The sequence below is a fragment of the Sphingomonas sp. ACRSK genome (genome assembly GCF_022346685.1).
Lineage (GTDB): Bacteria > Pseudomonadota > Alphaproteobacteria > Sphingomonadales > Sphingomonadaceae > Sphingomonas > Sphingomonas molluscorum.
The window spans coordinates 12,210-36,671 of record NZ_JAKRNR010000017.1 but is presented as its reverse complement, the minus strand read 5'-3'; the positions used below and the strand labels follow the sequence as shown (position 1 = coordinate 36,671).

15 protein-coding genes are annotated in these 24,462 nt (G+C 67.7%); 8 read left to right on the top strand and 7 right to left on the bottom strand.

Features of this window, described 5'->3' with window-relative positions; genetic code table 11:
• Positions 1-64: 64 nt before the first annotated feature.
• Positions 65-862, bottom strand: coding sequence for a 30S ribosomal protein S2 (gene rpsB, locus MHZ35_RS10660; protein ID WP_129341105.1), 798 nt, complete (start codon positions 860-862; stop codon positions 65-67).
• 153 nt (positions 863-1,015) lie between these two features.
• Here rpsB and MHZ35_RS10655 point away from each other — a divergent pair, with 153 nt between their 5' ends.
• Entirely contained in the window at positions 1,016-1,339 is a 324-nt protein-coding gene (locus MHZ35_RS10655) for a hypothetical protein (RefSeq protein ID WP_239435576.1), read from the top strand.
• Here the strand turns inward: MHZ35_RS10655 and MHZ35_RS10650 are convergent.
• Positions 1,293-2,069 (bottom strand): CDP-alcohol phosphatidyltransferase family protein, encoded by a 777-nt coding sequence (locus MHZ35_RS10650; RefSeq protein ID WP_132883760.1) that lies wholly within the window; start codon positions 2,067-2,069, stop codon positions 1,293-1,295. The genes MHZ35_RS10655 and MHZ35_RS10650 overlap by 47 nt on opposite strands.
• A 10-nt stretch (positions 2,070-2,079) precedes the next feature.
• Entirely contained in the window at positions 2,080-2,811 is a 732-nt protein-coding gene (locus MHZ35_RS10645) for a phosphatidylserine decarboxylase (RefSeq protein ID WP_129341106.1), read from the bottom strand.
• A gap of 147 nt (positions 2,812-2,958) precedes the next feature.
• On the opposite strand from MHZ35_RS10645, the gene MHZ35_RS10640 reads away from it, so the two are divergent.
• Together MHZ35_RS10640 and MHZ35_RS10635 are read left to right on the top strand one after the other, a co-directional pair.
• Positions 2,959-4,182: an NADP-dependent isocitrate dehydrogenase gene (locus MHZ35_RS10640; protein ID WP_239435575.1), complete on the top strand. Its 1,224-nt coding sequence runs from the start codon at positions 2,959-2,961 to the stop codon at positions 4,180-4,182.
• A 134-nt stretch (positions 4,183-4,316) separates the two neighbouring features.
• On the top strand, positions 4,317-6,089 hold the full coding sequence (locus MHZ35_RS10635; protein WP_239435574.1) for a cation:proton antiporter domain-containing protein: 1,773 nt from the start codon (positions 4,317-4,319) through the stop codon (positions 6,087-6,089).
• 353 nt (positions 6,090-6,442) lie between these two features.
• On the opposite strand, the gene alaS is transcribed toward MHZ35_RS10635, so the two are convergent.
• Entirely contained in the window at positions 6,443-9,097 is a 2,655-nt protein-coding gene (gene alaS / locus MHZ35_RS10630) for an alanine--tRNA ligase (RefSeq protein WP_239435573.1), read from the bottom strand.
• A 188-nt stretch (positions 9,098-9,285) separates the two neighbouring features.
• Here alaS and MHZ35_RS10625 point away from each other — a divergent pair, with 188 nt between their 5' ends.
• Complete coding sequence (locus MHZ35_RS10625; RefSeq protein WP_239435572.1) at positions 9,286-10,611, top strand: dicarboxylate/amino acid:cation symporter; 1,326 nt, start codon at positions 9,286-9,288, stop codon at positions 10,609-10,611.
• A 6-nt stretch (positions 10,612-10,617) separates the two neighbouring features.
• On the opposite strand, the gene MHZ35_RS10620 is transcribed toward MHZ35_RS10625, so the two are convergent.
• Positions 10,618-11,259, bottom strand: a complete 642-nt coding sequence (locus MHZ35_RS10620; protein ID WP_239435571.1) for a glutathione S-transferase family protein — start codon at positions 11,257-11,259, stop codon at positions 10,618-10,620.
• A gap of 140 nt (positions 11,260-11,399) precedes the next feature.
• Between MHZ35_RS10620 and MHZ35_RS10615 the strand changes: the two genes are divergently transcribed.
• Complete coding sequence (locus MHZ35_RS10615; protein WP_239435570.1) at positions 11,400-12,590, top strand: amino acid aminotransferase; 1,191 nt, start codon at positions 11,400-11,402, stop codon at positions 12,588-12,590.
• A 142-nt stretch (positions 12,591-12,732) separates the two neighbouring features.
• Entirely contained in the window at positions 12,733-13,875 is a 1,143-nt protein-coding gene (locus MHZ35_RS10610) for an aminotransferase class I/II-fold pyridoxal phosphate-dependent enzyme (protein WP_239435569.1), read from the top strand.
• A gap of 9 nt (positions 13,876-13,884) precedes the next feature.
• Here MHZ35_RS10610 and MHZ35_RS10605 read toward each other — a convergent pair whose 3' ends face one another.
• Together MHZ35_RS10605 and MHZ35_RS10600 are read right to left on the bottom strand one after the other, a co-directional pair.
• Positions 13,885-15,159, bottom strand: a complete 1,275-nt coding sequence (locus MHZ35_RS10605) for a histidine-type phosphatase (RefSeq protein ID WP_239435568.1) — start codon at positions 15,157-15,159, stop codon at positions 13,885-13,887.
• A gap of 20 nt (positions 15,160-15,179) precedes the next feature.
• A complete protein-coding gene (locus MHZ35_RS10600; RefSeq protein WP_239435567.1) occupies positions 15,180-17,957 on the bottom strand; it encodes a TonB-dependent receptor in 2,778 nt (925 codons plus the stop codon).
• A gap of 310 nt (positions 17,958-18,267) precedes the next feature.
• On the opposite strand from MHZ35_RS10600, the gene MHZ35_RS10595 reads away from it, so the two are divergent.
• Together MHZ35_RS10595 and MHZ35_RS10590 are read left to right on the top strand one after the other, a co-directional pair.
• On the top strand, positions 18,268-21,204 hold the full coding sequence (locus MHZ35_RS10595; RefSeq protein WP_239435566.1) for a TonB-dependent receptor domain-containing protein: 2,937 nt from the start codon (positions 18,268-18,270) through the stop codon (positions 21,202-21,204).
• Positions 21,205-21,314: 110 nt separating this feature from the next.
• On the top strand, positions 21,315-24,461 hold the full coding sequence (locus tag MHZ35_RS10590; RefSeq protein ID WP_239435565.1) for a glycoside hydrolase family 2 TIM barrel-domain containing protein: 3,147 nt from the start codon (positions 21,315-21,317) through the stop codon (positions 24,459-24,461).
• Position 24,462: the final 1 nt, after the last annotated feature.

Genomic DNA, 24,462 nt, shown 5'->3' with positions numbered 1-24,462 from the left:
CTAAAGCTACGGGCGGGGCGAGGCACCTGCCCCACCCCGCCCGAAATCATTCGATCCGCGCCGATCAGGCGTTGATCTGCTGCTCGCCCTCGGCAGCAACGGTCTGGTCGGCGCCCAGCGCCTCCTCGACCGGCGGCTCGTCCATCGCGCCAACGTCGAAATCGGCCTGCTGCATCTGCTGCTGGCCACCACGGGTCGCGGCGATCGCCACGGCTTCGCAGTACAGGCGGATGGCGCGGCTCGCGTCGTCGTTCGCCGGCACCGGGAAGGCGATGCCTTCCGGCGAGACGTTCGAGTCGAGGATCGCGACGACCGGGATGCCGAGCTTGTTGGCTTCCTTGATCGCCAGCTCTTCCTTGTTGGCGTCGATCACGAACATGATGTCGGGAATGCCGCCCAGGTCGCGGATACCGCCCAGCGACAGCTCGAGCTTGTCGCGCTCACGGGTGAGCTGCAGCACTTCCTTCTTGGTGAGGCCGTGCGTGTCGCCCGACAGCTGCTCCTCGAGCGTCTTGAGGCGCTTGATCGAGTTGCTGATCGTCTTCCAGTTGGTGAGCATGCCGCCCAGCCAGCGGTGGTTGACGAAGTGCTGGCCCGACTTGCGCGCGGCGTCGGCGATCGGCTCCTGCGCCTGGCGCTTGGTGCCGACGAACAGCACCTTGCCGCCGGCGGCGACGGTCGACGACACGAACTCGAGAGCGCGCGCGAAGAGCGGCACGGTCTGCGACAGGTCGAGGATGTGAACACCGTTACGGTCGCCGAAAATATACGGCTTCATCTTCGGGTTCCAGCGGTGGGTCTGGTGACCGAAGTGCGCGCCCGATTCGAGCAGCTGCTGCATGGAGACGACAGGTGCCGCCATAGGGATAACTCCTTCCGGTTGAGCCTCTGGGAAGCAGGAATTCGAGGACCTTCAAGGCCCGGAACACCGGTATGTGCGCTTCCCATGCGGGGTTGAGGCGGCGCGCTTAGCCCAGCCGCCGCTTCAGATCAAGCGTTGACAGGTGGAACGAATGTGGAACATACCATGTTCACAACAGGATTTCGGAACCAAAGCGGCGAACGCCTCTTATGTCTTAAAGAAGCGTTACCGTGTTCCGGCAAGCGTTCGGAGGTTTTCATGGCCAGTCTGTTTGCTTCACTGCTCTTCGCCCTCACCCTTGCGGTGGCAATCTCGACCATCGTTGCAACTGTGGCACCGCAGTGGCAACGGATCGCCCGCCTGCTGCGCCATGGCCCCGAGGTTCCGATGGAGCGCCTGCCGGCGGTGCGGCTGTCGTCGCGCCGCAACCTTATCCGGCAGCGGGCGACGGCGCGGACCCTTCGCGCAGCCGCTTGACCCGACGGTAGGAGCGGATGCTGAAGGGCAGCGTGGCGAGGTAGCCGACGCAGACCACGGTCAGCGTCTGCCAGGGCGCCGAAACCAGCGCTGCCGCGACGATCACCACCACCACGATCGCCTCGAACCGGATGTTGCGCCGAAGCTTCAGCGACGACCAGCTGTAGGTCGCGAGACTGGAGACCATCAGGAAGGCGATGAACGCCACCCAGGGGGCGACGATCCAGGGGGAGCGGAACACCGCCTCCCCCGACCAGAGCCAGATGTAGATGGGCAGCATGGCAAGGCCCGCACCCGCGGGTGCGGGAATGCCGGTGAGGAAGCCGGCGGACTTGTGCGGCTGCTCCACCACGTCGATCTGGGCGTTGAACCGGGCGAGCCGGAGCGCACAGAAGACGGCATAGACGAGCGCGCAGATCCAACCGATCCGGGGCGCCGCCACCAGCGACCAGAGATAGAGGATCAGCGCGGGCGAGACGCCGAAGGAAATCGCGTCGGAGAGCGAATCGAGCTCGGCCCCGAAGCGGCTCTGCCCGTGAACCAGGCGCGCGATGCGGCCGTCGATCCCGTCCAGCACGCCCGCGACCAGGATCATGATGATCGCACGCTCCCAATCGCCCGCGATCGCAAAGCGAATGCCGGTGAGGCCGGAGCAGAGGGCCAGCGCGGTGACCGCGTTGGGGGCGACAGCGCGCAGCGGAATGCCGCGCGTGGGACGAGGACGACGCATTGCGGCCGCCTTACTGCGCGACGCCGGCGGGTGCCGGCACTGCCGGGCGGCCGAGGATGGTTTCCCCTGCGATGCTGCGCTGGCCGAGGATCACCTGCGGCTCGATGCCGTCGGGCAGGAACACGTCGACGCGGCTGCCGAAGCGGATCAGGCCGACGCGCTGGCCGGCGGCGATGATGTCGCCGGGCTTCACGAAGCCGACGATGCGGCGGGCGACGAGGCCCGCGATCTGGGTGAAGCCGATGCGGCGGCCGTACATGTCCTCGACCACGATGTGCTGGCGCTCGTTCTCGTCGCTCGCCTTGTTGAGGTCGGCGTTCAGGAACTTGCCCGAGATGTAGACGACCTGGCGAACGGTGCCCGCGATCGGCGAGCGATTGATGTGGACGTCGAACACGCTCATGAAGATCGAGACGCGGACCAGCGGCTCTTCGCCCAGACCGTTGGGGCCGCGCAGCTCGGGCGGCAGCGGCACACGCTCGATCATCGTCACCAGGCCGTCGGCCGGCGCCACGATCAGGTCGGCGCCCTGGGGCGTCACCCGGATGGGATCGCGGAAGAAGGCGGCCACCCAGATGGTGAAGCCGACCAGCACGAAGCCGAGCTCGTCCCAGACGAAGAAGAGGAAGATCGCCGCGACGAGGGCAGAGATCGCTACATATTTGCGCCCCTCGGGGTGAACCGAGGGCCAGCGCCATTTCACCGTCGTCGTCACGATCGGCGGTTTTTCCAAAGATGCCATGTACGTGGGTGTACCCGCGCCCCGTTCGCCTGACAACACGCGCGCTTGGTCGACGCGCCCTCCCCCGGCCGGCTCCCCGGTTGATCGCCGCCCGGGTTGCTCCTAGGACGCACGGCAACCCATCCAGCCAACACGGAAAGCGAGATCATGGCCAAGATCAAGGTGAAGACGCCCGTCGTGGAGATCGACGGCGACGAGATGACCCGCATCATCTGGGCATGGATCCGCGAGCGGCTGATCCTCCCGTACCTCGACATCGACCTCGAATATTACGACCTGGGCATCCAGAAGCGCGACGAGACCGACGACCAGATCACGATCGATTCGGCCAAGGCGATCCAGAAGTACGGCGTCGGCGTGAAGTGCGCGACGATCACCCCGGACGAGGCGCGCGTCGAGGAATTCGGCCTCAAGAAGATGTGGCGTTCGCCCAACGGCACGATCCGCAACATCCTGGGCGGCGTGATCTTCCGCGAGCCCATCGTGATCCAGAACGTGCCGCGGCTGATCCCGGGCTGGACCCACCCCATCGTCGTCGGCCGCCATGCGTTCGGCGACCAGTACAAGGCGACCGACTTCAAGGTGCCGGGTGCCGGCAAGCTGACCATGAAGTTCGAGGGCGTCGACGGCCAGGTGATCGAGCACGAGGTGTTCGACTTCCCGGCAGCGGGCGTCGCGATGGGCATGTACAACCTGGACGAGTCGATCCGCGACTTCGCCCGTGCCAGCATGAACTACAGCCTGGGCCGCGGCTGGCCGCTGTACCTGTCGACCAAGAACACCATCCTCAAGGCCTATGACGGCCGCTTCAAGGACATCTTCGAAGAGGTGTTCGCGGCCGAGTTCGCCGACCAGTTCCAGGCTGCCGGCATCATCTACCAGCACCGCCTGATCGACGACATGGTCGCCTCCGCGCTGAAGTGGAACGGCGAGTTCGTGTGGGCCTGCAAGAACTATGACGGCGACGTGCAGTCGGACCAGGTGGCGCAGGGCTTCGGCTCGCTGGGCCTGATGACCTCGGTGCTGATGACGCCGGACGGCAAGACGATCGAGGCGGAAGCGGCGCACGGCACCGTCACCCGCCACTATCGCCAGCACGAGCAGGGCAAGGCGACCTCGACCAACCCGATCGCGTCGATCTTCGCGTGGACCGGCGGCCTCAAGTATCGCGGCAAGTTCGACGGCACGCCGGAGGTGACCCAGTTCGCCGAGACGCTGGAGCGCGTCTGCATCGAGACCGTGGAGAACGGCCACATGACCAAGGATCTCGCGATCCTGATCGGCCCGGACCAGCCCTGGATGACGACCGAGCAGTTCTTCGAGCAGGTCCGCGTGAACCTGGAGAACAAGATGGGCGCGATCGGCGCCTGATCTTCGCCGAAGCGCGTAACAACGAGGGGCCGGCGGAGCGATCCGCCGGCCCCTTTTTGTTGAGGATGCGGTAAACGGCGTGCGCCGCGCTCCGCGGCGTTGGCAGACGGGTCGCCATCCGCAACAAAGGCGGCATGCCACTCCCGATCGATTCGACGCCGTTCAGCGACTCCCTCGTCATCCTGGGGGCCGCAGGGCTCGTGATCCCGGCGTTCGCCCGCTTCCGCGTCAACCCGGTGATCGGCTTCATCCTGGTGGGCGTGCTGGTTGGCCCCGCAGGACTGGGCGCGCTGGTGGATCGGCTTCCGTGGCTGTTCCACGTCACCATCACGGACAGGCACTCGATCGACCCCTTTGCCGAATTCGGCATCGTGCTGCTGCTGTTCTCGATCGGGCTGGAGCTATCGTTCCGGCGCCTATGGGCGATGCGCAGCCAAGTGTTCGGCCTGGGCGCGTCGGAGCTGCTGGTGTCGGGGGCTGCGATCGCCGGCGCGCTGTTCCTGCTCGGCCAGGGGCTTCCGGGCGCGATGGGGCTCGGGCTGGCGCTGGCGCTGTCGTCGACCGCGCTGGTGCTGCCGATGGCGGGCACGACCAGCCTCGTCGGGCGCACCGCCTTTTCGATGCTGTTGTTCGAGGACCTGGCGCTGGTGCCGATCATCTTCGCGCTCGGCGCCCTGGCACCCAACGCGCAGGATGCCGGCTGGGGCGGCCTCGCCAACACGCTGATCTGGGGAACGGTCGCGATCGTGGCGCTGTTCGTCGGCGGCCGGCTGATCCTGCCGCGGCTGTTCGCCCAGGCGGCGCGGACCAAGAGCCCGGAGCTGTTCCTGTCGGCGAGCCTGCTGGTGGTGATCGTGGCCAGCATGGTGACGACCGTCGCCGGCCTGTCGCCGATCGTCGGCGCACTGCTCGCCGGCCTGTTGATCGCCGAGACCGAGTATCACACCGAGGTCGAGGTGATCACCGCGCCCTTCAAGGGACTGGCGCTGGGCGTATTCCTGATCACGGTCGGCATGAGCCTGGACCTGCGCTCGATCGCCGAGAACTGGCTGTCGCTGGCAGCGGCGGTCGGCGGCGTGGTGCTGGTGAAGGCGCTGATCACGGGCGCGATGCTGCGGGTCGCGCGCCTGCGCCGCGGCGTCGCCGCCGAGACCAGCCTGCTGATGGCGAGTCCGTCCGAGACGACGCTGATCGTGCTGGCGACGGCGGCACAGGCGCATCTGATCCAGCCCTCGACCGCCGCCTTTTGGCAGACGGTGACGGCGATCGGCCTCACGATCACGCCGCTGCTCGCGATGATCGGCAAACGCGCGGCGCGCAAGATCGACCTGGGGAGCGGGGTCGAGGAACCGCAGCCGAGCGCGGAGGGGCCGGGTGCGGTCATCATCGGCTTCGGCCGGGTTGGGCGCATGGTCGCGGATATGCTGCGTGCGCACGACAAGCCGTTCATCGCGGTCGAATCGAACATCGACACGGTGGCGGCGGCGCGTCGGCACGGTTACCCCGTGATCTTCGGCGACGTGGTGCGGCCGGAGCTCGTCGATCGCCTGAACCTGGGACGCGCAACGGCGCTGATCCTGACGATGGACGAGCCGGTGCTGACGGTGCGGATCGCACGGCGGGTGCGCGGGTGGGTTCCGAACCTCACCATCGTCGCGCGCGCGCGCGATGCGGCGCATGCGGCCGAACTCTATGCGGCGGGGGTTACCGAAGCCGTGCCGGAAACTTTGGAGAGCTCGCTTCAGCTATCGGAGGCGGTGCTGGTCGAAATGGGCGTGGCGATGGGACCCGTGATCGCCTCCATCCACGAGAAGCGCGACGAACTGCGCCGCGAGATCCGCGAAGGTGCCGGGCTGGAGCGCGAGCCCCGCTTGCGGCGCACGCGGCGGAGCGAGGTTGCGGGGTAGGTTCGGGGTCGATTGGTGCAGGCGCTCGCGGTGGAGGCATCGTAGCCAGGGCGACCGCCGGAGCCCAAGGCAAGCGCTACGTCTTATTACAAAGTTCTTGCGCGCTTACAGAAGGTTAGCGGCCACTCTTCTCACTGTCTCGCTACTGGCCCTCGGCGCACGATCCCGAAGCGACAGCGCGTGGGACCCTGGGCCCCGGCCTTCGCCGGGGTACGGCTTCGCCCTCGGCAGCAGCGAGGCGTCTTGCACCCCCAGAGACTGAGGCACCTCGCGCGCAGCCACTCGGAGGGGGCCGCGCCGAAGGCGCAGGGCAGCGACGGAGGAGCGGGGCAGTGGCCCGCTCCCCTGCCCGTTCAGGCCGCGACCGGCTCCAGCACTGCGCGGACGGCAGCGAGGGCTTCGGCGCCCTTGTCGCCGTCGGGGCCGCCGCCCTGGGCCATGTCGGGACGGCCGCCGCCGCCCTGGCCGCCGAGTGCCGCGACCGCGGCCTTGACCAGATCGACGGCGCTGTGGGTGCCGACCAGATCGGCGGTGACCCCAACTGCGACCGAGGCGCGGCCTTCGTTGACGGCGACCAGCGCGACGACGCCGGAGCCGATGCGCTGCTTGGCCTCGTCCACCGCGCCGCGCAGCGCCTTTGCCTCAAGGCCGTCGAGCACCTGGCCGACGAAGGCGACGCCGCCGACCGTCTCCGGACCCGCCGGTGCCGCACCGGCCCCGCCGCCAAGGGCCAGCGCTTTCTTGGCCTCGGCAAGCTCGCGCTCGAGGCGACGGCGTTCCTCGACCAGCGTCGCGACGCGACCGGGCACCTCGTCCGGGGTAGCCTTGAGCAGGGCAGCGGCTTCGCGCAGCTTTTCGTCGCGGCCGGCGAGCCACTGGCGTGCGGCCTCGCCCGTCAGCGCCTCGATGCGGCGGACGCCGCTCGACACAGCACCTTCGCCGACGATCTTGAACACGCCGATCTCGCCGAGCGCGTTGACGTGCGTGCCGCCGCACAGCTCGATCGAATAGGTGCCCTCGGCATCCTCGCCCATCGAGACGACGCGTACCTCGTCGCCGTACTTTTCGCCGAACAGCGCCATCGCGCCCATCGCGATGGCGTCGTCCGGGGTCATCAGACGCGTGGTGACGGTGCCGTTGCCGCGCACCTGTGCGTTCACCTGCGCCTCGACCTCGGCGATGTCGGCGGGCGAGATCGGGGTCGGCTGCGAGAAGTCGAAGCGGAGCCGCTCGGGCGCCACCAGGCTGCCCTTCTGTGCGACGTGGGTGCCGAGCTGCTCGCGCAGCGCCTCGTGCAGCAGATGGGTGGCGGAGTGGTTGGCGCGGATCTGGCCACGACGTGCGGTGTCGATCGCCAGGTGCACGCTGTCGCCGACCGCCAGCGTGCCGGCGTCGATGCGCGTGCGGTGGACGTGGAGCTTGCCGAGCTGCTTGGACGTGTCGAGCACGGTGGCCGACAGGCCCTTGTCGGTGTCGATCGTGCCGCTGTCGCCGACCTGGCCGCCGCTTTCCGCATAGAAGGGCGTCTGGTTGGTGACGACGAATACTTCCTCGCCTGCCTCGGCCCGGTCGACACGGGCGCCGTCGCGGACCAGCGCGATCACTTCGCCCTGGCCTTCGGCGACCGCATAGCCGGTGAATTCGGTGGCGCCGCTTTCCTCGACGATGTCGAACCAGACTTCGTCCGAGGCCTTGGCGCCCGATCCCTTCCACGCGGCACGGGCGGCGCGCTTCTGCTCGGCCATTGCGGTTTCGAAGCCGGCGCGATCGACCCCCAGACCCTGGCTGCGCAGCGCGTCCTCGGTCAGGTCGTAGGGGAAACCGAAGGTGTCGTAGAGCTTGAACGCGGTTTCGCCCGCGAGCGTATCGCCCTTGGCCATACCGGCGGTCGCTTCCTCGAGCAGGCGCAGGCCCTTGTCGAGCGTCTGGCGGAAACGGGTCTCCTCCTGGAGCAGCGTCGCCTCGATCAGCGGCTGCGCGCGCACCAGGTCCGGATAGGCGGCGCCCATCTCGGCCACCAGCGAAGGCACCATGCGGTGCATCAGCGGCTGCTTGGCGCCTAGCAGGTGCGCGTGGCGCATCGCGCGGCGCATGATGCGGCGGAGCACATAGCCACGACCTTCGTTTGCCGGCAGGACGCCGTCGGCGACCAGGAAGCCCGAGGCGCGCAGATGGTCGGCGATGATGCGATGGCTCGCCTGCATCGGACCATCGGTGGCCGCACCGGTGAGCGCACCCGATTCGTCGATCAGCGCGCGGAAGGTGTCCGTGTCGTAGTTGTCATGGACGCCCTGCAGGACGGCGGCGACGCGCTCCAGGCCCATGCCGGTGTCGATCGACGGGCGCGGCAGCTCGCCGATGATCTCGTTCCCCGCCTGCAGATACTGCATGAAGACGAGGTTCCAGATCTCGACGAAGCGATCGCCGTCCTCGTCCGGCGATCCCGGCGGGCCGCCGGCGATGTGATCGCCATGGTCGAAGAAGATTTCCGAGCACGGGCCGCAGGGGCCGTCGTCGCCCATCGCCCAGAAATTGTCCTTGGTGGCGATGCGAATAATGCGATCGTCGGAAAGGCCGGCGATCTTCTTCCAGAGCTCGGCCGCCTGGTCGTCAGTGTGGTAGACGGTGACGAGCAGCCGGTCCTTGGCGATCCCCCATTCGCGGGTGATCAGGTTCCAGGCGAGCTCGATCGCGCGATCCTTGAAATAGTCGCCGAACGAGAAGTTGCCGAGCATTTCGAAGAAGGTGTGGTGGCGCGCGGTGTAGCCGACGTTGTCGAGGTCGTTGTGCTTGCCGCCTGCACGCACGCACTTCTGCGACGAGGTCGCGGTGCTGTAGGGGCGCGTCTCCAGCCCGGTGAAGACGTTCTTGAACGGGACCATGCCGGCGTTCACGAACATCAGCGTGGGATCGTTCTGCGGCACCAGCGGCGCAGACGGCACGCGCGCATGCCCCTCCTTCTCGAAATAGTCGAGGAACGAGCGGCGAACATCGTTGGTCGAAATCATGGGCGCTGATTAGAAGCAAGCCGCGACCTTGCCAAGCGATCCGCACAGGCGCCTGTTGCGTTCTTTTGCCAAGGGTTCCTGAGGCTGTGAAAAAAGGGCGGGAGCGCCACCGCGCCGCGGACAATCGGCTTGACCCGGGCGGCGCATTCCCCTTGGTTGCCGGCCTTCTTCCCCGGGGGTTTTTCTGAATGGCCAAGCGGCTTACCGCCTATATTCTCTTCGGTCTGGTCGCGGGCCTGGTCGTCGGCTGGGTGCTGAACGCGTCCCTGGATGATGCGGGCGGCGCCGGCACCGCGCAGTTGAAGGACATCGCCGGCTATTTCTCGATCGTGACCGCATTGTTCCTGCGGCTGATCAAGATGATCATCGCGCCGCTGGTGTTTTCGACGCTGGTGGTGGGCATCACGCACATGGGCGACACCAGTGCACTCGGGCGGGTCGGCCTGCGTGCGTTCGCATGGTTCGTGGGGGCGAGCCTGTTGTCGCTGACGGTCGGCCTGATCCTGGTGAACCTCTTGCAGCCGGGTGTCGGCCTGGGGCTGCCGATGCCGCCGGCAGATGCTTCCGCCGGGCTGGCGAAGGCGTCGTTCAACCTCAAGGACTTCATCAGCCACATCGTGCCGGCCTCGATGGTCGAGGCGATGGCGACCAACGAGATCCTCCAGATCGTCGTCTTCTCTGTGTTCGTGGGCGTCGCGATGACGGCGGTGGGCGAGAAGGCAGCCCCCCTCACCCGCGCGCTCGAGGCGCTGGTGTCGGTGATGCTGCAGATCACCGACTATGTGATGCGATTCGCACCGATCGCGGTGTTCGCAGCGGTCGCCGGAACGCTCGCCGAGCAGGGCCCGAGCGTGATCGGGCAGCTCGCCTATTTCATGGCCAGCGTCTATGCGGGCCTCGCCTCGCTGTGGCTGCTGCTGTTCGGCATCGCCTTCCTGATGATCGGCCCGCGGATCGGCCAGCTGATCCGGTATCTGCGCGAGCCGATCCTGGTCGGCTTCTCCACCGCCTCTTCGGAAGCGGCCTTCCCGCGCACGCTCGAGGCGCTCGACCGGTTCGGCGTTCCGCCGCGCATCGCGAGCTTCGTGCTGCCGCTGGGCTATTCGTTCAACCTCGACGGCTCGATGATGTACATGACGTTCGCGTCGATCTTCATCGCGCAGGCCTATGGCATCGACCTGTCGCTGGGGCAGCAGATCACCATGCTGCTGGTGCTGATGGTCACGTCCAAGGGCATCGCCGGCGTGCCGCGCGCGAGCCTGGTGGTGATCGCGGCCACGCTGTCGATGTTCAAGATCCCGGAAGCCGGCCTGCTGCTGATCCTGGCGGTCGATCACTTCCTGGACATGGGCCGGACGGCCACGAACGTGATCGGCAATGCGATCGCGGCGACCGTGATCGCCAAGTGGGAGGGCGGCCTGGATGCGCCGGAGCCGGCGGAGATCGAGCCGCCGCAAGCGCCCTCCGGCACGCCGCGCGCCGATGCCCCGGACAGCTTCCGGCACATCGGCTGAGGCCACTCAGGCGTAGGCGTAGGGCCCGCCCTTCGCCAGCGCCGCGCCATAGGCCGGGCGCGCATGGATGCGCTCCAGCCAATCGATCGTGGCCGGGCGGGACTCGTCGAGACCCGCCCGGTTGCGCGCCGCCTCCAGCGGAAAGCTCATCATGATGTCGGCGGCGGTGAACTCGTCGCCCGCGAACCAGTCGCGCCGGGAGAGTTCGGCCTCGATGAAATCGAGATGGACGTCGATCATCGGCTGGATGCGGCGCTGCGCCGCCCTGCCGAACACCGGCACGCGGCCGAGCACCAGCTTCACCAGCAGGGGCGGCATCAGCGATCCTTCCGCATAGTGGAGGAAATGGCGGTAGCGCAGCGCGGATTCGCGATGCGCAGGCGCGCCGAGCCGGCCATCCGCCTTTTCGACCAGATATTCGACGATCGCACCCGTTTCCGCGATCACCGCCGGGCTGCCGCCGGCGCCGGCCGCGTCCTGGATCACCGGCGACTTGCCGAGCGGATGGACCCGCCGCAACTCCGGCGGGGCGAGCATCGTCGCCTTGTCCCGCTCGTAGCGGCGCACGGCATAGGGGAGTCCAAGCTCCTCCAGGAGCCAGAGCACACGCTGCGATCGGCTATTCTCGAGATGGTGAACGGTGATCATCCAGTGCCTCCTGCTGGGCTGCCCAACGCCGGGGGCTGCGGATGGCTGCAAGGCGATTGCGCCGGGCCCTGCTGCGAGGGTAACCGTCGCGCCCTATCCGACGCGACCGTGGTGGCGCGTTGCTCCATCCGGAAGAGATCATGGCCTTCGAACAGCTTTCGCTCCTGCCTGCCGACCCGTTGCTGGCGCTGATCGGCGCGTACCGCTACGACCCGCGGCCGTTCAAGCTGGACCTGGGCGTGGGCGTGTTCCGCGATGCAGCGGGCGGCACGCCGGTGATGGGCGCGGTGAAGAAGGCGGAGGAACGGCTGCTCGCGACGCAGGACAGCAAGTCCTACCTGGGGCCGGAAGGCGACGCGGGCTTCGTCGCCGCGCTGGCGCCGCTGGTGCTGGGCGATGCCGTGCCGGCCGAGCGGGTGGCGGGCATCCAGACGCCGGGGGGAACCGGCGCGCTGCGGCTGGGCGCGGAGCTGCTCGCCCGTGCGGGTGTCTCGCGCATCTGGATCGCGACGCCGAGCTGGCCGAACCATGCCCCGATCTTTGCCGCGGCGGGGCTGACGCCGGAGGCGTTCGACGCGTTCGACGTAGCCAGCCAGACGCTGGACGGGGCGGCGCTGCTTGCGGCGCTCGACAAGGCTGCGCCCGGCGACGCGGTGCTGCTGCACGGCTGCTGCCACAACCCGACCGGCATCGATCCCGATGCCGCGCTGTGGGCGGAGATTGCCGAGCGGGTGGAAGCGCGCGGGCTCGTGCCGTTCGTGGACCTGGCCTATCAGGGGTTGGGCGACGGCTGGGACGCCGACGCGGCGGGTGCGCGCGCGGTGCTGGCGCGCTGCCGGCACGGGCTGCTCGCCTATTCGTGCGACAAGAACTTCGCGCTCTATCGTGAGCGCACGGGCGCGCTGTGGACGGTGGCGCCGGACGCAGAAGCGAGCGCGATCCTCTATTCGAACCTGCTGGCGCTGGCGCGGGCCAACTGGTCGATGCCGCCCGACCATGGCGCGGCCGCGGCGCGGATCGTGCTGGAGGATGCCGCGCTTGCGGCCGAGTGGCGCGGGGAGCTGGATGCGATGCGGGAGCGGCTGGTAGCCCTGCGCCAGGGTGTCAGCGCGCTCGGCACGATCGGGAGCATCGACCTGGCGCCGATCGCGGGCGGCAAGGGCATGTTCGCCACCCTGCCCCTCACGCGCAGCCAGGTGGCGTGGCTGCGCGAGCACCACGCAATCTACATGGCGGCGTCGGGGCGCATCAACATCGCGGGGTTCAGCGAGGCGAGCATCGCGCGGTTCGGGGAGGCGCTGAAGGCGCTGGTTGAGGCGCAGGTCGGTTAGTCTCGCGCTCCTGCGCAGGTAGGCGCACGGAGGTGGAGAGCGGGCGCCCTATTGCGAGGACGTTCCCACTGGGCCCCTTCGCCGGGGTACTCGGTTGCTCGAGGGGCTGGCGCGCAGTGCGGTGTCGTGGAATGGGGCGCGGATGCGCAGCACCGTCGAACCCTTTCACGCCATCGCCATCAGCCAGCTTGCCCACCGGCTCAAGCAGGAGGGGCGGTCGATCATCCATATGGAGTTCGGCCAGCCCTCCACCGGCGCACCCAGCACCGCGATCGCGGCTGCGCACCAGGTGCTCGACAGCGATGCGATGGGCTATTGGGAAAGCCCGGCGCTGAAGGCGCGGATCGCCCGGCATTATGCCGAGCGCTATGGCGTAGAGGTCGCGCCGGAACGCATCCTTCTGACCTGCGGCGCGTCGCCGGCCCTGGTGCTGGCGCTCGCCACCGCCTTCGAGCCGGGCGACACGGTGGCTACGGCGCGGCCAGGCTATGTCGCCTATCGCAATACCTTGCGCGCGCTGCACATGCAGCCGGTGGAGATCGACTGCGGCGAGGAAGTGCGCTTCCAGATGTCGCGTGAGGCGCTGGCGACGCTCGACCCGGCACCCAAGGGGCTGATCCTGGCGAGCCCTGCCAATCCGACCGGCACGATCATCCCGAGCGATGAGCTTGCCGGCATCGCCGAGCTGTGCCGGGCACGCGGGATCCGCATCCTCTCCGACGAGATCTACCACGGGCTGAGCTATGGCATGGCGGCGGACACGATGCTGCGCCACGCGGAGGATGCGATCATCCTCAACAGCTTCTCGAAGTACTTCAGCATGGCCGGATGGCGGCTCGGCTGGATGGTCGCGCCGGCCGACCTGGTCGAGGAAGCGCGCAAGCGGATGGGCAATTTGTTCCTGACGCCGCCGTCGCTGAGCCAGCATGCCGCGCTCGCCGCCTTCGACGCGCCCGACGAACTGGAGGGGCATGTCGAGACCTATCGCCGCAACCGCGAACTGCTGCTGGCCGCGCTGCCGGAACTCGGCCTCGGCGAGATCGCGCCGCCGGACGGCGCCTTCTACATCTACGCCTCGGTCGCGCACTTGACGGACGACAGCATCGGCTTCTGCAAGCGGATGCTGACGGATACCGGCATCGCGACCGCGCCCGGCGTCGACTTCGATCCGGTGCGTGGCCACCAGTTCGTACGCTTCAGCTTCGCCGTCGCGACGCCGCTGGTGCAGGAAGCGATCGAGCGGCTGCGCGCCTGGCTTCCGAACCAGGCGCGCGTCGCCGGCTGATCCACTCGATCAGCGCTCCGCCGGGCTCGCGAGCTTGGCGGCGGTGATGCGGTTGAAGGTCGCGAGCGAGCACGGGGTTTCGGCGTCGGCACAGCCCGGAATGGCGATGTAGCGACGGTCGGGCGCGTTGCGCTTGCCAAGCTGCGCGAGGGTGCGGACTTGATCCATCGTCTGCGCCTGGACGAACGCACGGACGAAGCCGTTGCCGGCGGCGTCGCTCCAGCGCTCGAACCCGATCGCCCCGCCCGGCGCGATGTCGTCCGCCGGATAATCGGCCATCGTCCAGTGCAGGTCGTAGAAGCCGCCCAGCGCCGCCAGGTTGCTGTCATGGCCGAACAGCAGCGTCACCCGTGCATCGCCCTGGTTCAGCGCCATGCCGATGCGGCGCGCGATCGGCGCCGCCACGCGCTCCGCGACATAGGCCGGGCGGGTCTCGTAGCGGAACTTGACCGGGTGGAAACGCAGCATCGTCTGGATGTCGCGCTTGGACGCCCGACCCCAGCCGACGGAGCGCATCGGCATCCCCTCCAGATACTGGAGTAGGATGGTCTGGCCGGCGGTGGAGGCAAAGCCGAGCGCGCCGTCGAGATCGGGCTTGTCCCCCTGCTCCGCCAGTAGCCGGGTTTCGCGATGGCCGGTGCAGGCCGGCTGGTGCTTCGCGGCAGTCGCCCCGCACGCGTCGCCCGGGCAGCAGCCGATGACGCGCTCCAGCACGGCGAAGGCGTCGGCGTTGCGTGCGACTTCCCCAGCGATGCCGCCCGGCGGCAGCAGCGCCTGGGCGGAGGCCAGTGCCTTTTGCCCGTCGATCTCCATGCTGCCGTCGAGCGGGTGGAAGACGGCGTCGTCGTCCTCGTGGACCGGATGGTCGAGCGGAACCGCGCAGCCAGGCTGGAGCGTCTCCAGGAACGCCTTGCCGGTCTTGATCGCGCGGGAAGCGGAACTGGCCCAGGCGACGACCGTGCCCGGGGCAGCGCAGCCGGACGCGGGGAGCAGGCCCTGCTGCGCGAACAGCGCGCGGTCATAGGCGCCGAGGCGACGGATCGCCTCTGCGCCGTGCGGGGTGAGGTCGCCCGCGGCCGTCGACCAGGCCGGCCATGGATCGCGGGTGGTGCCGACCGGCGTCGCCGGGAACTTGGTGGAAGGGCGCACGCCGTGCCGCATCAGCAGCACGACGCGATCGAGCTTGAGCGCACCCGCAGGCGGTGCGTCCGGCGCGGGTTGGGCGACGGCGGACTGCGCGAGCGCGAGGATCGCGAGCGCGGCGCCTGCCAGATACTGGTTCATGTCGGGTACCTTCCTGCCGCTCACATCGTGATCTTGAAGCCGAACTTGCCCGTCCAGCCATATTCCTCGTGCTGGGCGATACGGCGACCGCCGGCATCGGTGCCCGAATAGTAGCGATCGAACGGCTCGGTGCCGATGTTGACGAAGTCGGCAGTGAGCTGGACGCCCGGCGCGACCCGCAGCTTGGCACCCACGTCGAACAGCAGGCGATGATCGACATAGATGTCGCCGTCGCCATCGGCGGTGACCTCGTCGAGGTAGCGGCCGCGATAGGTGCCGCTGGCCCGCAGCTGGAGCGGACCCTTGTCATAGCCGACGAAGGCGTTCCAGATGTGCTTGGAGCTGCCCGGCAGCGTCAGCTCGCGACCGTAGAGCGTCGCGCTGGTATCGACATAGGTATAGTTGCCGCCGACCAGCAGACCGTCGAGCGGCGACGGCAGGAAGTTCAGCGCCGCCTGGAGGTTGAGCTCGACGCCCGAGACCTTCGCGGTGTCGCCGTTCAAGGGGACGGTCGCCTCGTCGATCACGACGCCGCCGAAGTCGTAGTCGTCGATCCGCGACTGGAAGATGAAATCCGACACCCGCTTGTGGAACACCGCGACCTCGGCGAGCGCGTTGTCGGCGAAATAATACTCAGCCGATGCGTCGAAGTTCCAGGAGCGATAGGGCTTGAGCTCGGGGTTGCCGAACTCACCCTCGCCGTCCGTGGCATTGTAGGAGAAGCGCGGCGCGAGATCGGAGACGTTGGGGCGCACCAGGCTGCGGGTGACCGCCGCGCGCAGCACCAGCTTCGTGGTGGGCTCGAAGCGCAGGTTCAGGCTGGGCATCCAGTTGGTGTAGCTGCGGTCGAAGGTGACGGGCGTGGCTTCCACCGTGTCCGTATCGATCGCATAGCCGCGCATCTTGTTCTCGGTGTGCTCCATGCGGACGCCACCGACCGCCCGGAGCGCGCCGCTGTCGTAGCGGAGCTGGCCGTAACCAGCGTAGATGTCCTCATCGACGGCATAGCTTGCCGACAGGCTGGAGAGGATGCTGTCGTCGTCGTTCCGGACCAGGCGATCCCGGTTCGCCTGGAACCAGCCGCGCACGGCCAGCGGATCGACGGCGGGGTTCATGTCGACCAGCCCCTTGCTGCCGATCGAGCGCGAGAGGCCGGAGAGCGTCGGGAAGTCGCCGTCGGTTAGTTCGTCATAGCTGTTGAAGTCGAGGTCGTACTGCTTGGTGCGGAAACGGCCCTTGAAGCCGGCCTTCACCTGCAGCGTGCCGGAGGCGAGCGGGATGTCGCGGGCAACGTCCAGGCGCGCGGCCCATTCGTCGTCGGTGCTGAGGCCATCCGTCGTCTCGATGGCGCTCATGGGATCGCTTCCGTCCGTGAAGCGGCGCTGGTCGCTGACGCTATATTCGGGCGTCTGCGTGTCGAGGCCGGACAGCGTCACGCCGAGCTGGCTGGCACCTGCCTGGAAGCGGCGATCGAAGATCGTGTCCTGGCGGTTGGGCTCGCTTTCCTCGGAATAGGAATAGCTGCCCGAGTAGTCGATCGTCCAGAGACCCGCCTCGGTCTTGCCGCCGACGGTGCCGGAATAGACGTTCTGGACCTCGGTGCGATCCTTCATCTCGCGGCGGACGCGGATGCGGTTGTCCGAGCCTGCGCCGGAAAGGAAGCTGGCGCTCCCCGCGTCGCCGCTGACCGGCTCACCCCCGAAGGTGAAGCGCAGGCGGCTGCGCAACTCGTCGTCGCGGAAGGAGCTGACGATGCCGCGCGCGTAGAGGGTGGTGCTGGGGGCCGGGCGCCAGTCGAGCGAGAGGGATCCTGCCATGCGCGTGCGCGTCACGTCATAGGCGCGGTAGTCGACCTCCTCCGGATAGGCGACGCCGGCATCGCTGCGCGTCCAGTCGGATGCCTCCACGCCGTCGGTTCCAAAGCGGCGACGATAGTAGGATGCGCCGCCGGAGATGCCGAAGTCCGGGGTGATGCGCTTGGAGAAGTCCACCGCCCCCTTGGGCGAGGCGCGGTCACGCAGGTCGTTGTAGGACTCTTCGAAGCTGAAGCTCAGCAGGTCCTTCTTGCGATCGAAGGCGCTGGTGGTCTTGACCTCGATCGAGCCGCCGATGGTGTCGGCGTCCATGTCGGGGGTGAGCGTCTTCTTGACCTCGATCGAGCCGACCAGTTCCGAGGGGATGGTGTCGAGCGCCAGCGCGCGGTTCTCGGCCTCGGGCGACGGGATGCGGGCGCCGTTGATCGAGACGTTGTTGAGCTCGGGCGCAAGGCCGCGGACGACCACGAAGCGGCCCTCGCCCTGATCGTCCTGCACCGAGATGCCGGGGACGCGGCGCAGCGCCTCTGCCACGTTCTGGTCCGGGTTCTGGCCGATGGCGTCGCGCGACAGCACGCTTTCGACGCCGTCGGCGGAGCGCTTCTGCGACAGGGCGCTGGCCTGGTTGGCGGCGAGGCCCACGACCAGGATGCTACCGGCGTCGTCCGCGGCCGCACCGGCGGGCGCCAGGGCGAAATCGGCGACCAGATCGCTGGCGTCCACCACGGTCACGTGACGGGTCTCGTCGGCCGCGCCGATGTAGCGTGCGACGATGGTGTATTCGCCCGGCGCCACGTCCACGAAGCGGAAGCTGCCGTCGCGGTTCGCCTCGACGACGCGGTTGAGTTCGACGATGCGGAGTTCGGCGCCGCTCAGGCTGCGGGTGCCGCTGGCGTCTACGACGGTTCCGGTTACCTCGCGCGCGGCCGCCGGAACGGCGATGCCAAGCGCCAGAGTGGATGCAAGCAGAGCCGTGCGCAGCATGGCGCGGGCAGTTCGAGCGTTTCGCACGCGATAGTCCCCCAGGAAGCGGCCGGCGCAGACGTCGCGGCGGCCGCCGGCTCCCTAGGCACGTCGAAAGACAGTCCCGTGGCACGTCGATGACACCGAAATGACAGCCGAGGGCTCTCGGCGACGCGGACGGTCAGGCCGCCAATTCCCGAAACCGTAACGTCGAAGCAACACTCCGATATCATCCGTGCAGAGGAATGTCAGAATCGTATAACGTATTTGACATTTCGTATTCGATTAGTGTTCTCTCCGGCCGAGGGATTTTTCAAAGGGGAGAAACACGATGCGCCACCGCGATTTCCGGCGATATGCGTCGACGATCGCCGTTGCGGCCGCACTTACCGCCGGCGGCCAGGCAGCGGCACAAAGCACCGGACCGACGATCGAGGACGTAGCCCCTCCCTCGACCGCCGAGTCGGAAAGCGGCTCCATCACCGTCACCGGAACGCGCATCCAGCGCCCTGACCTCACCAGCAACAGCCCGCTCACCGTGGTGGGGGCGCAGGAGATCCGGCTTCAGGGCGCGACCAATGTCGAGAACGTCCTGAACCGCCTGCCCCAGGTGACTGCCGACGCGAACGAGAACGTCTCCAACGGCTCGGACGGCACGGCGCGCGTCAACCTCCGCAACCTCGGCAGCAACCGTAACCTGGTGCTGGTCGACGGCCAGCGTCTGCTGCCGGTGCAGGCGACCGACCTCAACCTCATCCCCTCGCTGCTGGTCGAGCGCGTCGACGTGGTCACGGGCGGCGCTTCGGCCGTCTATGGCTCCGACGCGATCTCGGGCGTGGTCAACTTCATCCTCAAGCGGGACCTGAACGGCGTCCGCGCCGACGTGCAATATGGCTTCGCCTTCCACGACAACAACAATGATGCCGCTCGCCAGATCGTGCAGGACGCCGGCTACGACCGCGCGAACCGCAACGTGCTGGACGGCCAGCGCCTGGACGTGAACCTGGCGGCGGGCAAGGACTTTGCCGACGGTCGCGGCAACATCACCGCCTACTTCGGCTATCGGAATGTGAAGCCGATCCTGCAGTCCGACCGCGACGTCTCCGCCTGCGCGTTCGATCCGAACGCGGACTCCACCGGTCTGGTGTGCGGCGGATCGTCGAACAACCAGTACGGCCTGTTCAACCCGCTGTCGGGCCCGGGCTTCGGCACCACCTATGTCAACACCAAGGACGGCCGGAAGACCTGGGACACCTATGGCCCAGCCTATCGCTACAACACCGCGCCGCTGAACTACTTCCAGCGCTCGGACGAGCGCTACACCGCCGGCGGTTTCGCGCATTTCGAGATCAGCCCGGCGGCCGAAATCTACGCCAGCGGCATGTTCATGGACGACCGCAGCTATTCGCAGGTGGCGCCCTCCGCGCTGTGGCAGGGTGATACCTACACCATCAACTGCGACAACCCGCTGATGAGTGCGCAGCAGGGGCAGATCCTGTGCGGTTCGGCCTATGGCACGGCCGAGACGCAGGACCTCTTCATCGGCTATCGCCCGGTCGCCGGCCTCGCGCGTCCGCGTCGCGACGACCTGCGCCACACCGACTATCGCATCACCGGCGGCGTGCGCGGGCAGATCGCCGAGGGCATCCGCTATGACGTGAACGCGCTCTATTCCCGTGTGCTGTTCCGGGAGAACTACCAGAACGACATCGACGCCCGCCGTGCGAACCGCGGGCTGCAGGTGGTGGACGTCAACGGCACCCCCACCTGCACCTCGGTCATCGACGGGACGGACCCGAACTGCGTGCCGCTGGACGTGTTCGGCTATGGCGCGATCTCGCAGGAGGCGTTCGACTATATCTATGTCCCGACCTACACCCGCGGACTGGACACCGAGCAGGTCTACAGCGGCAACGTCAGCGCCGACCTGACCAGCTATGGCATCACCAGCCCCTGGGCGAGCCAGGGCATCGGCGTGGTGATCGGCGTCGAGCATCGCCGCGAGACCCTGAAGTTCGAGGCCGACGAGGTCGCCCAGTCCAAGGGGACCACGGAGTCGCAGGGCAAGTTCAACGTCAGCGAGATCTATGGCGAAATCGAAGTGCCGGTCCTGCAGGACCTGCCCTTCGCCAAGTCGCTCACGGTCAACGCGGGCTATCGCCTTTCGGACTATAGCAGCCAGTCCAAGAAGATCTCGACCTACAAGTTCGAGGTCGAATATGCGCCGGTCTCCGACATTCGCTTCCGCGGCAGCTACAACCGCGCGATCCGGGCGCCGAACATCAGCGAACTCTACGCGGGCCAGCAGGTCGGCAACGTCTCCGCGCAGGATCCCTGCTCGGGCACGAAGCCCGACGCGACGCTGGAGCAGTGCCTCGCCAGCGGCGTGACGCCGGAGCAGTACGGCAAGATCCTGGAGTGCCCGTCCGAGACGTGCAGCGCGCTGGGCGGCGGCAACCCGAACCTGAAGCCGGAAAAGGGCGACACCTTCACGGTCGGTACGGTGCTGACGCCGCGCTTCCTGCCGCGCTTCTCGCTGTCGGTGGACTATTTCAACATCAAGGTGAAGGACTACATCAGTTCGGTCCCGACCTCGCTCGCGATCAGCCAGTGCTTCTCGACCGGGGACCCGTATTTCTGCGGCCTTTTCCATCGCGATCCGCGCACCGGCGTCCTGTTCGGCCGCGAGGGCTATGTCGTCTCCACGAACCTCAACACGGGGTCGCTCAAGACCTCCGGCATCGACGTGGTGGGCAGCTACAGCGTCCCGACCGAGAGCGCCGGTACGTTCAACCTGGACCTCACCGGTACCTGGCTGAACGAGCTGGTCAACGAGCCGCTCCCAGGCCTCGGCTCCTATGACTGCAAGGGCCTGTTCGGGCCGACCTGCGGCCAGCCTTCCCCGGAATGGCGCCACCAGGCCCGCCTGACGTGGACCGATGCCGAGAAGATCGGCACCCTGTCGCTCAACTGGCGCTACGTCGGCTCCACCAAGCTCAGCACCAACACCGACGATCCGTTCCTGACGAGCGGCGGTTATTCGGAGCTGAACCGCCGCATCAAGGCGTACAGCTACTTCGACCTGGCCGGCACGGTGAAGGTGCAGGAAGGCGTGGTCTTCCGCGCCGGCATCAACAACCTGCTCGACAAGGATCCGCCCGCGCTGGCGCAGGGCAACCTGTACTCGTTCGGCAACGGCAACACCTATCCGGGGGTGTATGATGTCGCCGGCCGGACGCTGTTCATGGGGATCAGCGCCAACTTCTAAGACGCATGCGGCAGGATCTTCGATAGAGAGCCTGCCGCACCAGCAAACGGCAGAGGCGGTCCGCAGCGGATCGCCTCTGCGCGCATGACGTGCATCGCAAAGGAACGACCGTGACCCCAGCCCGCCGCCGCACCGCGCTTCTTGTAACGCTGGCGGTGGCCGGCCTGGCGGCTGTTCCCGCACACGCTGGCCCCGCCGCTGCCGAAGGGCCGCCGGAATGGGAACAGCCCGGGGTCTTCCAGATCGGCAAGGAAGCGGCGCACGCGACCTTCCGCGGCTACTCCTCGCGGGCAGAAGCGCTCGCCGACAGGCCCGAGCACTCGCGCTATCACCGGTCGCTCGACGGCGAGTGGCAGTTCGCCTTTTCGCCCAATCCCGAGGCGCGGCCCAAGGATTTCTACCGCCCCGACTATGACGTGTCTGGGTGGAAGACGGTGAAGGTGCCCGGCATCCTGCAGGCGCTGGGTTATGGCCAGCCGCTGTTCAGCGGGGCTGGCTATCCGTTCGGGGCGAACCAGCCGTGGGTACGCCACGACATGAACGAGGTCGGCTCCTATCGCCGCGAGTTCGAGGTCGGCGCCGACTGGGGGGACCGCGACGTGTTCCTGACGATCGGGGCGGCGGGTGCGGCCTATTACGTGTGGGTCAACGGCGAGCGGGTCGGCTACAGCGAGGACTCCAAGCTGCCGTCCGAGTTCAACGTAACGCCGCACCTGCGGCAGGGACGCAACGTCGTCGCGATCGAACTCTATCGCTATGCCGATGGCAGCTATCTGGAAGACCAGGATTTCTGGCGGCTGAGCGGCATCGAGCGGAGCGTCACGCTGTACGCGGCGCCCAAGACCCGCATCCGGGACTTTGAAGCCCGCGCAGGGCTCACCAACAACTATCGCGACGGATCGCTCGACTTGTCCGTGGAGGTTGCGGGCAAGAAGGCGCCGACGCGGGTGCGGGCGACGGTGCTGGACGGCGAGACGGCGCTGCTGACGCGGGAGGTCGACGTGACCGGCGCGAACCGGACCGCGCGGGTGCAGGCCACCCTGTCCGGTATCCGCACCTGGTCGGCCGAGCGGCCGGACCTCTACACGCTGGTGGTGGAACTGCTCGACGCCAGGGGCGAGGTGGTCGAGGCAACGCGGCAGCGCATCGGCTTCCGCACCATCGAGATCGTCGACAACGAGGTACGGGTGAACGGCAAGCGGGTGATGATCCGCGGCGTCAACCGCCACGAGCATGATCCCCACAGCTTCCGCGTGCTGTCCGAAGAGAGCATGCGCAAGGACATCGAGTTGATGAAGCGCGCGAACGTGAACGCGGTGCGCAACTCACACTATCCCAACGATCCGCGCTGGTATGCGCTCACCGACGAATACGGTCTCTACGTGATGGACGAGGCCAACATCGAGAGCCACACCTACATGGCGATGGGCAATTCCAGCCCCGATCGCTCCAAGCACCAGCTGGGCTTCAAGCCGGAATGGGCGGCTGCGCACCTCGACCGGGTGCAGCGCATGATCGAGCGCGACAAGAACCACCCTTCCGTCGTCTTCTGGTCGCTCGGCAACGAAGCCGGGATCGGGCCGAACTTCGAGGCGGCGGGCCGCTGGGCCAAGCGGCGGGATCCGAGCCGGCTGCTCAACTATCTCGGCTGGGGCACGCTGATCTGGCGGCATGACCCCAACAGCTATGTCGACGTCTATGCGCCGATGTACGACGACATCGAGAAGATGGTCGACTATGCGACCTCGCCCGAATTCACCCAGCCGATGATCCAGTGCGAGTACGGTCATGCGATGGGCAACAGCCTGGGCAATCTGCAGGACTATTGGGACGTAATCCGCGCCCACAAGAAGCTGCAGGGCGGCTTCCTGTGGGACTGGGTCGACCAGTCCATGCTGCGCAAGGACAAGGACGGGCGCGACTATTGGGCGCAGGGGTTCGACTATGGCCCCAGCCCGATCGGCGACGACAGCACGATCGGCGATGGCGTGATCCAGGCGGACCGGACGCCGGACCCGGAATATTATGAGGTCGCGAAGGTCTATGCCCCGATCGCATTCGAGGCGGTGGACGCACGCGCCGGCCGCTTCACGCTGGTGAACCGCCACGACCACATCGGGCTGGAGGGCTTCCACTTCGACTGGGAACTGCTGGAGAACGGCGTTGCCGTGGCACGCGGTGACGCGACGGCGCGGGCGACCCCGGCCGGGGCGCGTACGCCGATGGAGATCGGGCTGCCGCCGCGGACCAAGGCGGACGCCGAATATCGCGTGGTGCTGCGCGCCCATGCCGGCGCGGGCACGGTGCCGATGGTGCCGGAAGGCACGGTGATGGCGTGGGAGCAGTTCGCGCTGGAGGGTCCGTCGAGCCCCCTGCCCGCCTTTGCGGGTACGGGCGTGAAGCCGGTGGCGCGCGGGGGCACGCTGCAGTTGGCTGCAGCCGGTGCGGTGCTGGAGGTGGATGCAAAGACTGGCTTGCTCGGGCGCTATGCGGCGAACGGGCGCGAGCTGCTGACGGGTGGTGCGCCGAACTTCTGGCGGGCACCGACCGACAACGATATCGGCACCGGCATTCCCAAGACGCATGCGATGTGGAAGCTGTTCTCCGAGAAGCGGACGCTGACGTCCGCCCGGATCGAGGGGGACGCGATCGCAGTCAGCTACAACATCGGTGCGGGCGCGGTGCGGTTCGAGACGCGCTATCGCATGGCCAGGGACGGCGCGGTGCGGGTGGAGGCGCGCTTCGTGCCGCTGCGCGACGACCTGCCCGATCCGCTGCGCATCGGCCTCGCCTTTGCGACGCCGCCGGCGCTCGACCAGGTGCAATGGTATGGGCGCGGGCCGCAGGAGACCTATTCCGACCGCAAGACCGGCGGGCTGATCGCGGTGCACGCCGGCACGCTCGCCGAACAATATCACGACTATATCCGGCCGCAGGAAACCGGCGCCAAGCAGGACGTGCGCTGGGTGGCGCTGTCGGGCAAGGCAGGCGGCCTGCGGGTGACGGGCGCGCAGCCGCTGTCGGTCAACGCGCTGGCGTTCCCCTATTCCGATCTGGAGATGAAGCCGGTCGGTGAGGCGCACAGCTCGGACATTCGTGTGCATGGCAACGGCACGCTACTGATCGACTCGGTGCAGACGGGCGTCGGCGGCGACACCGGCTGGAACCTCGATGGCCGGCCGCATGTGAAATACCGCATTCCGCTGGAGCCGCGCAGCTTCGCCTTCGAGATCCGGCCCGAAGCGACCAGGAACTGAC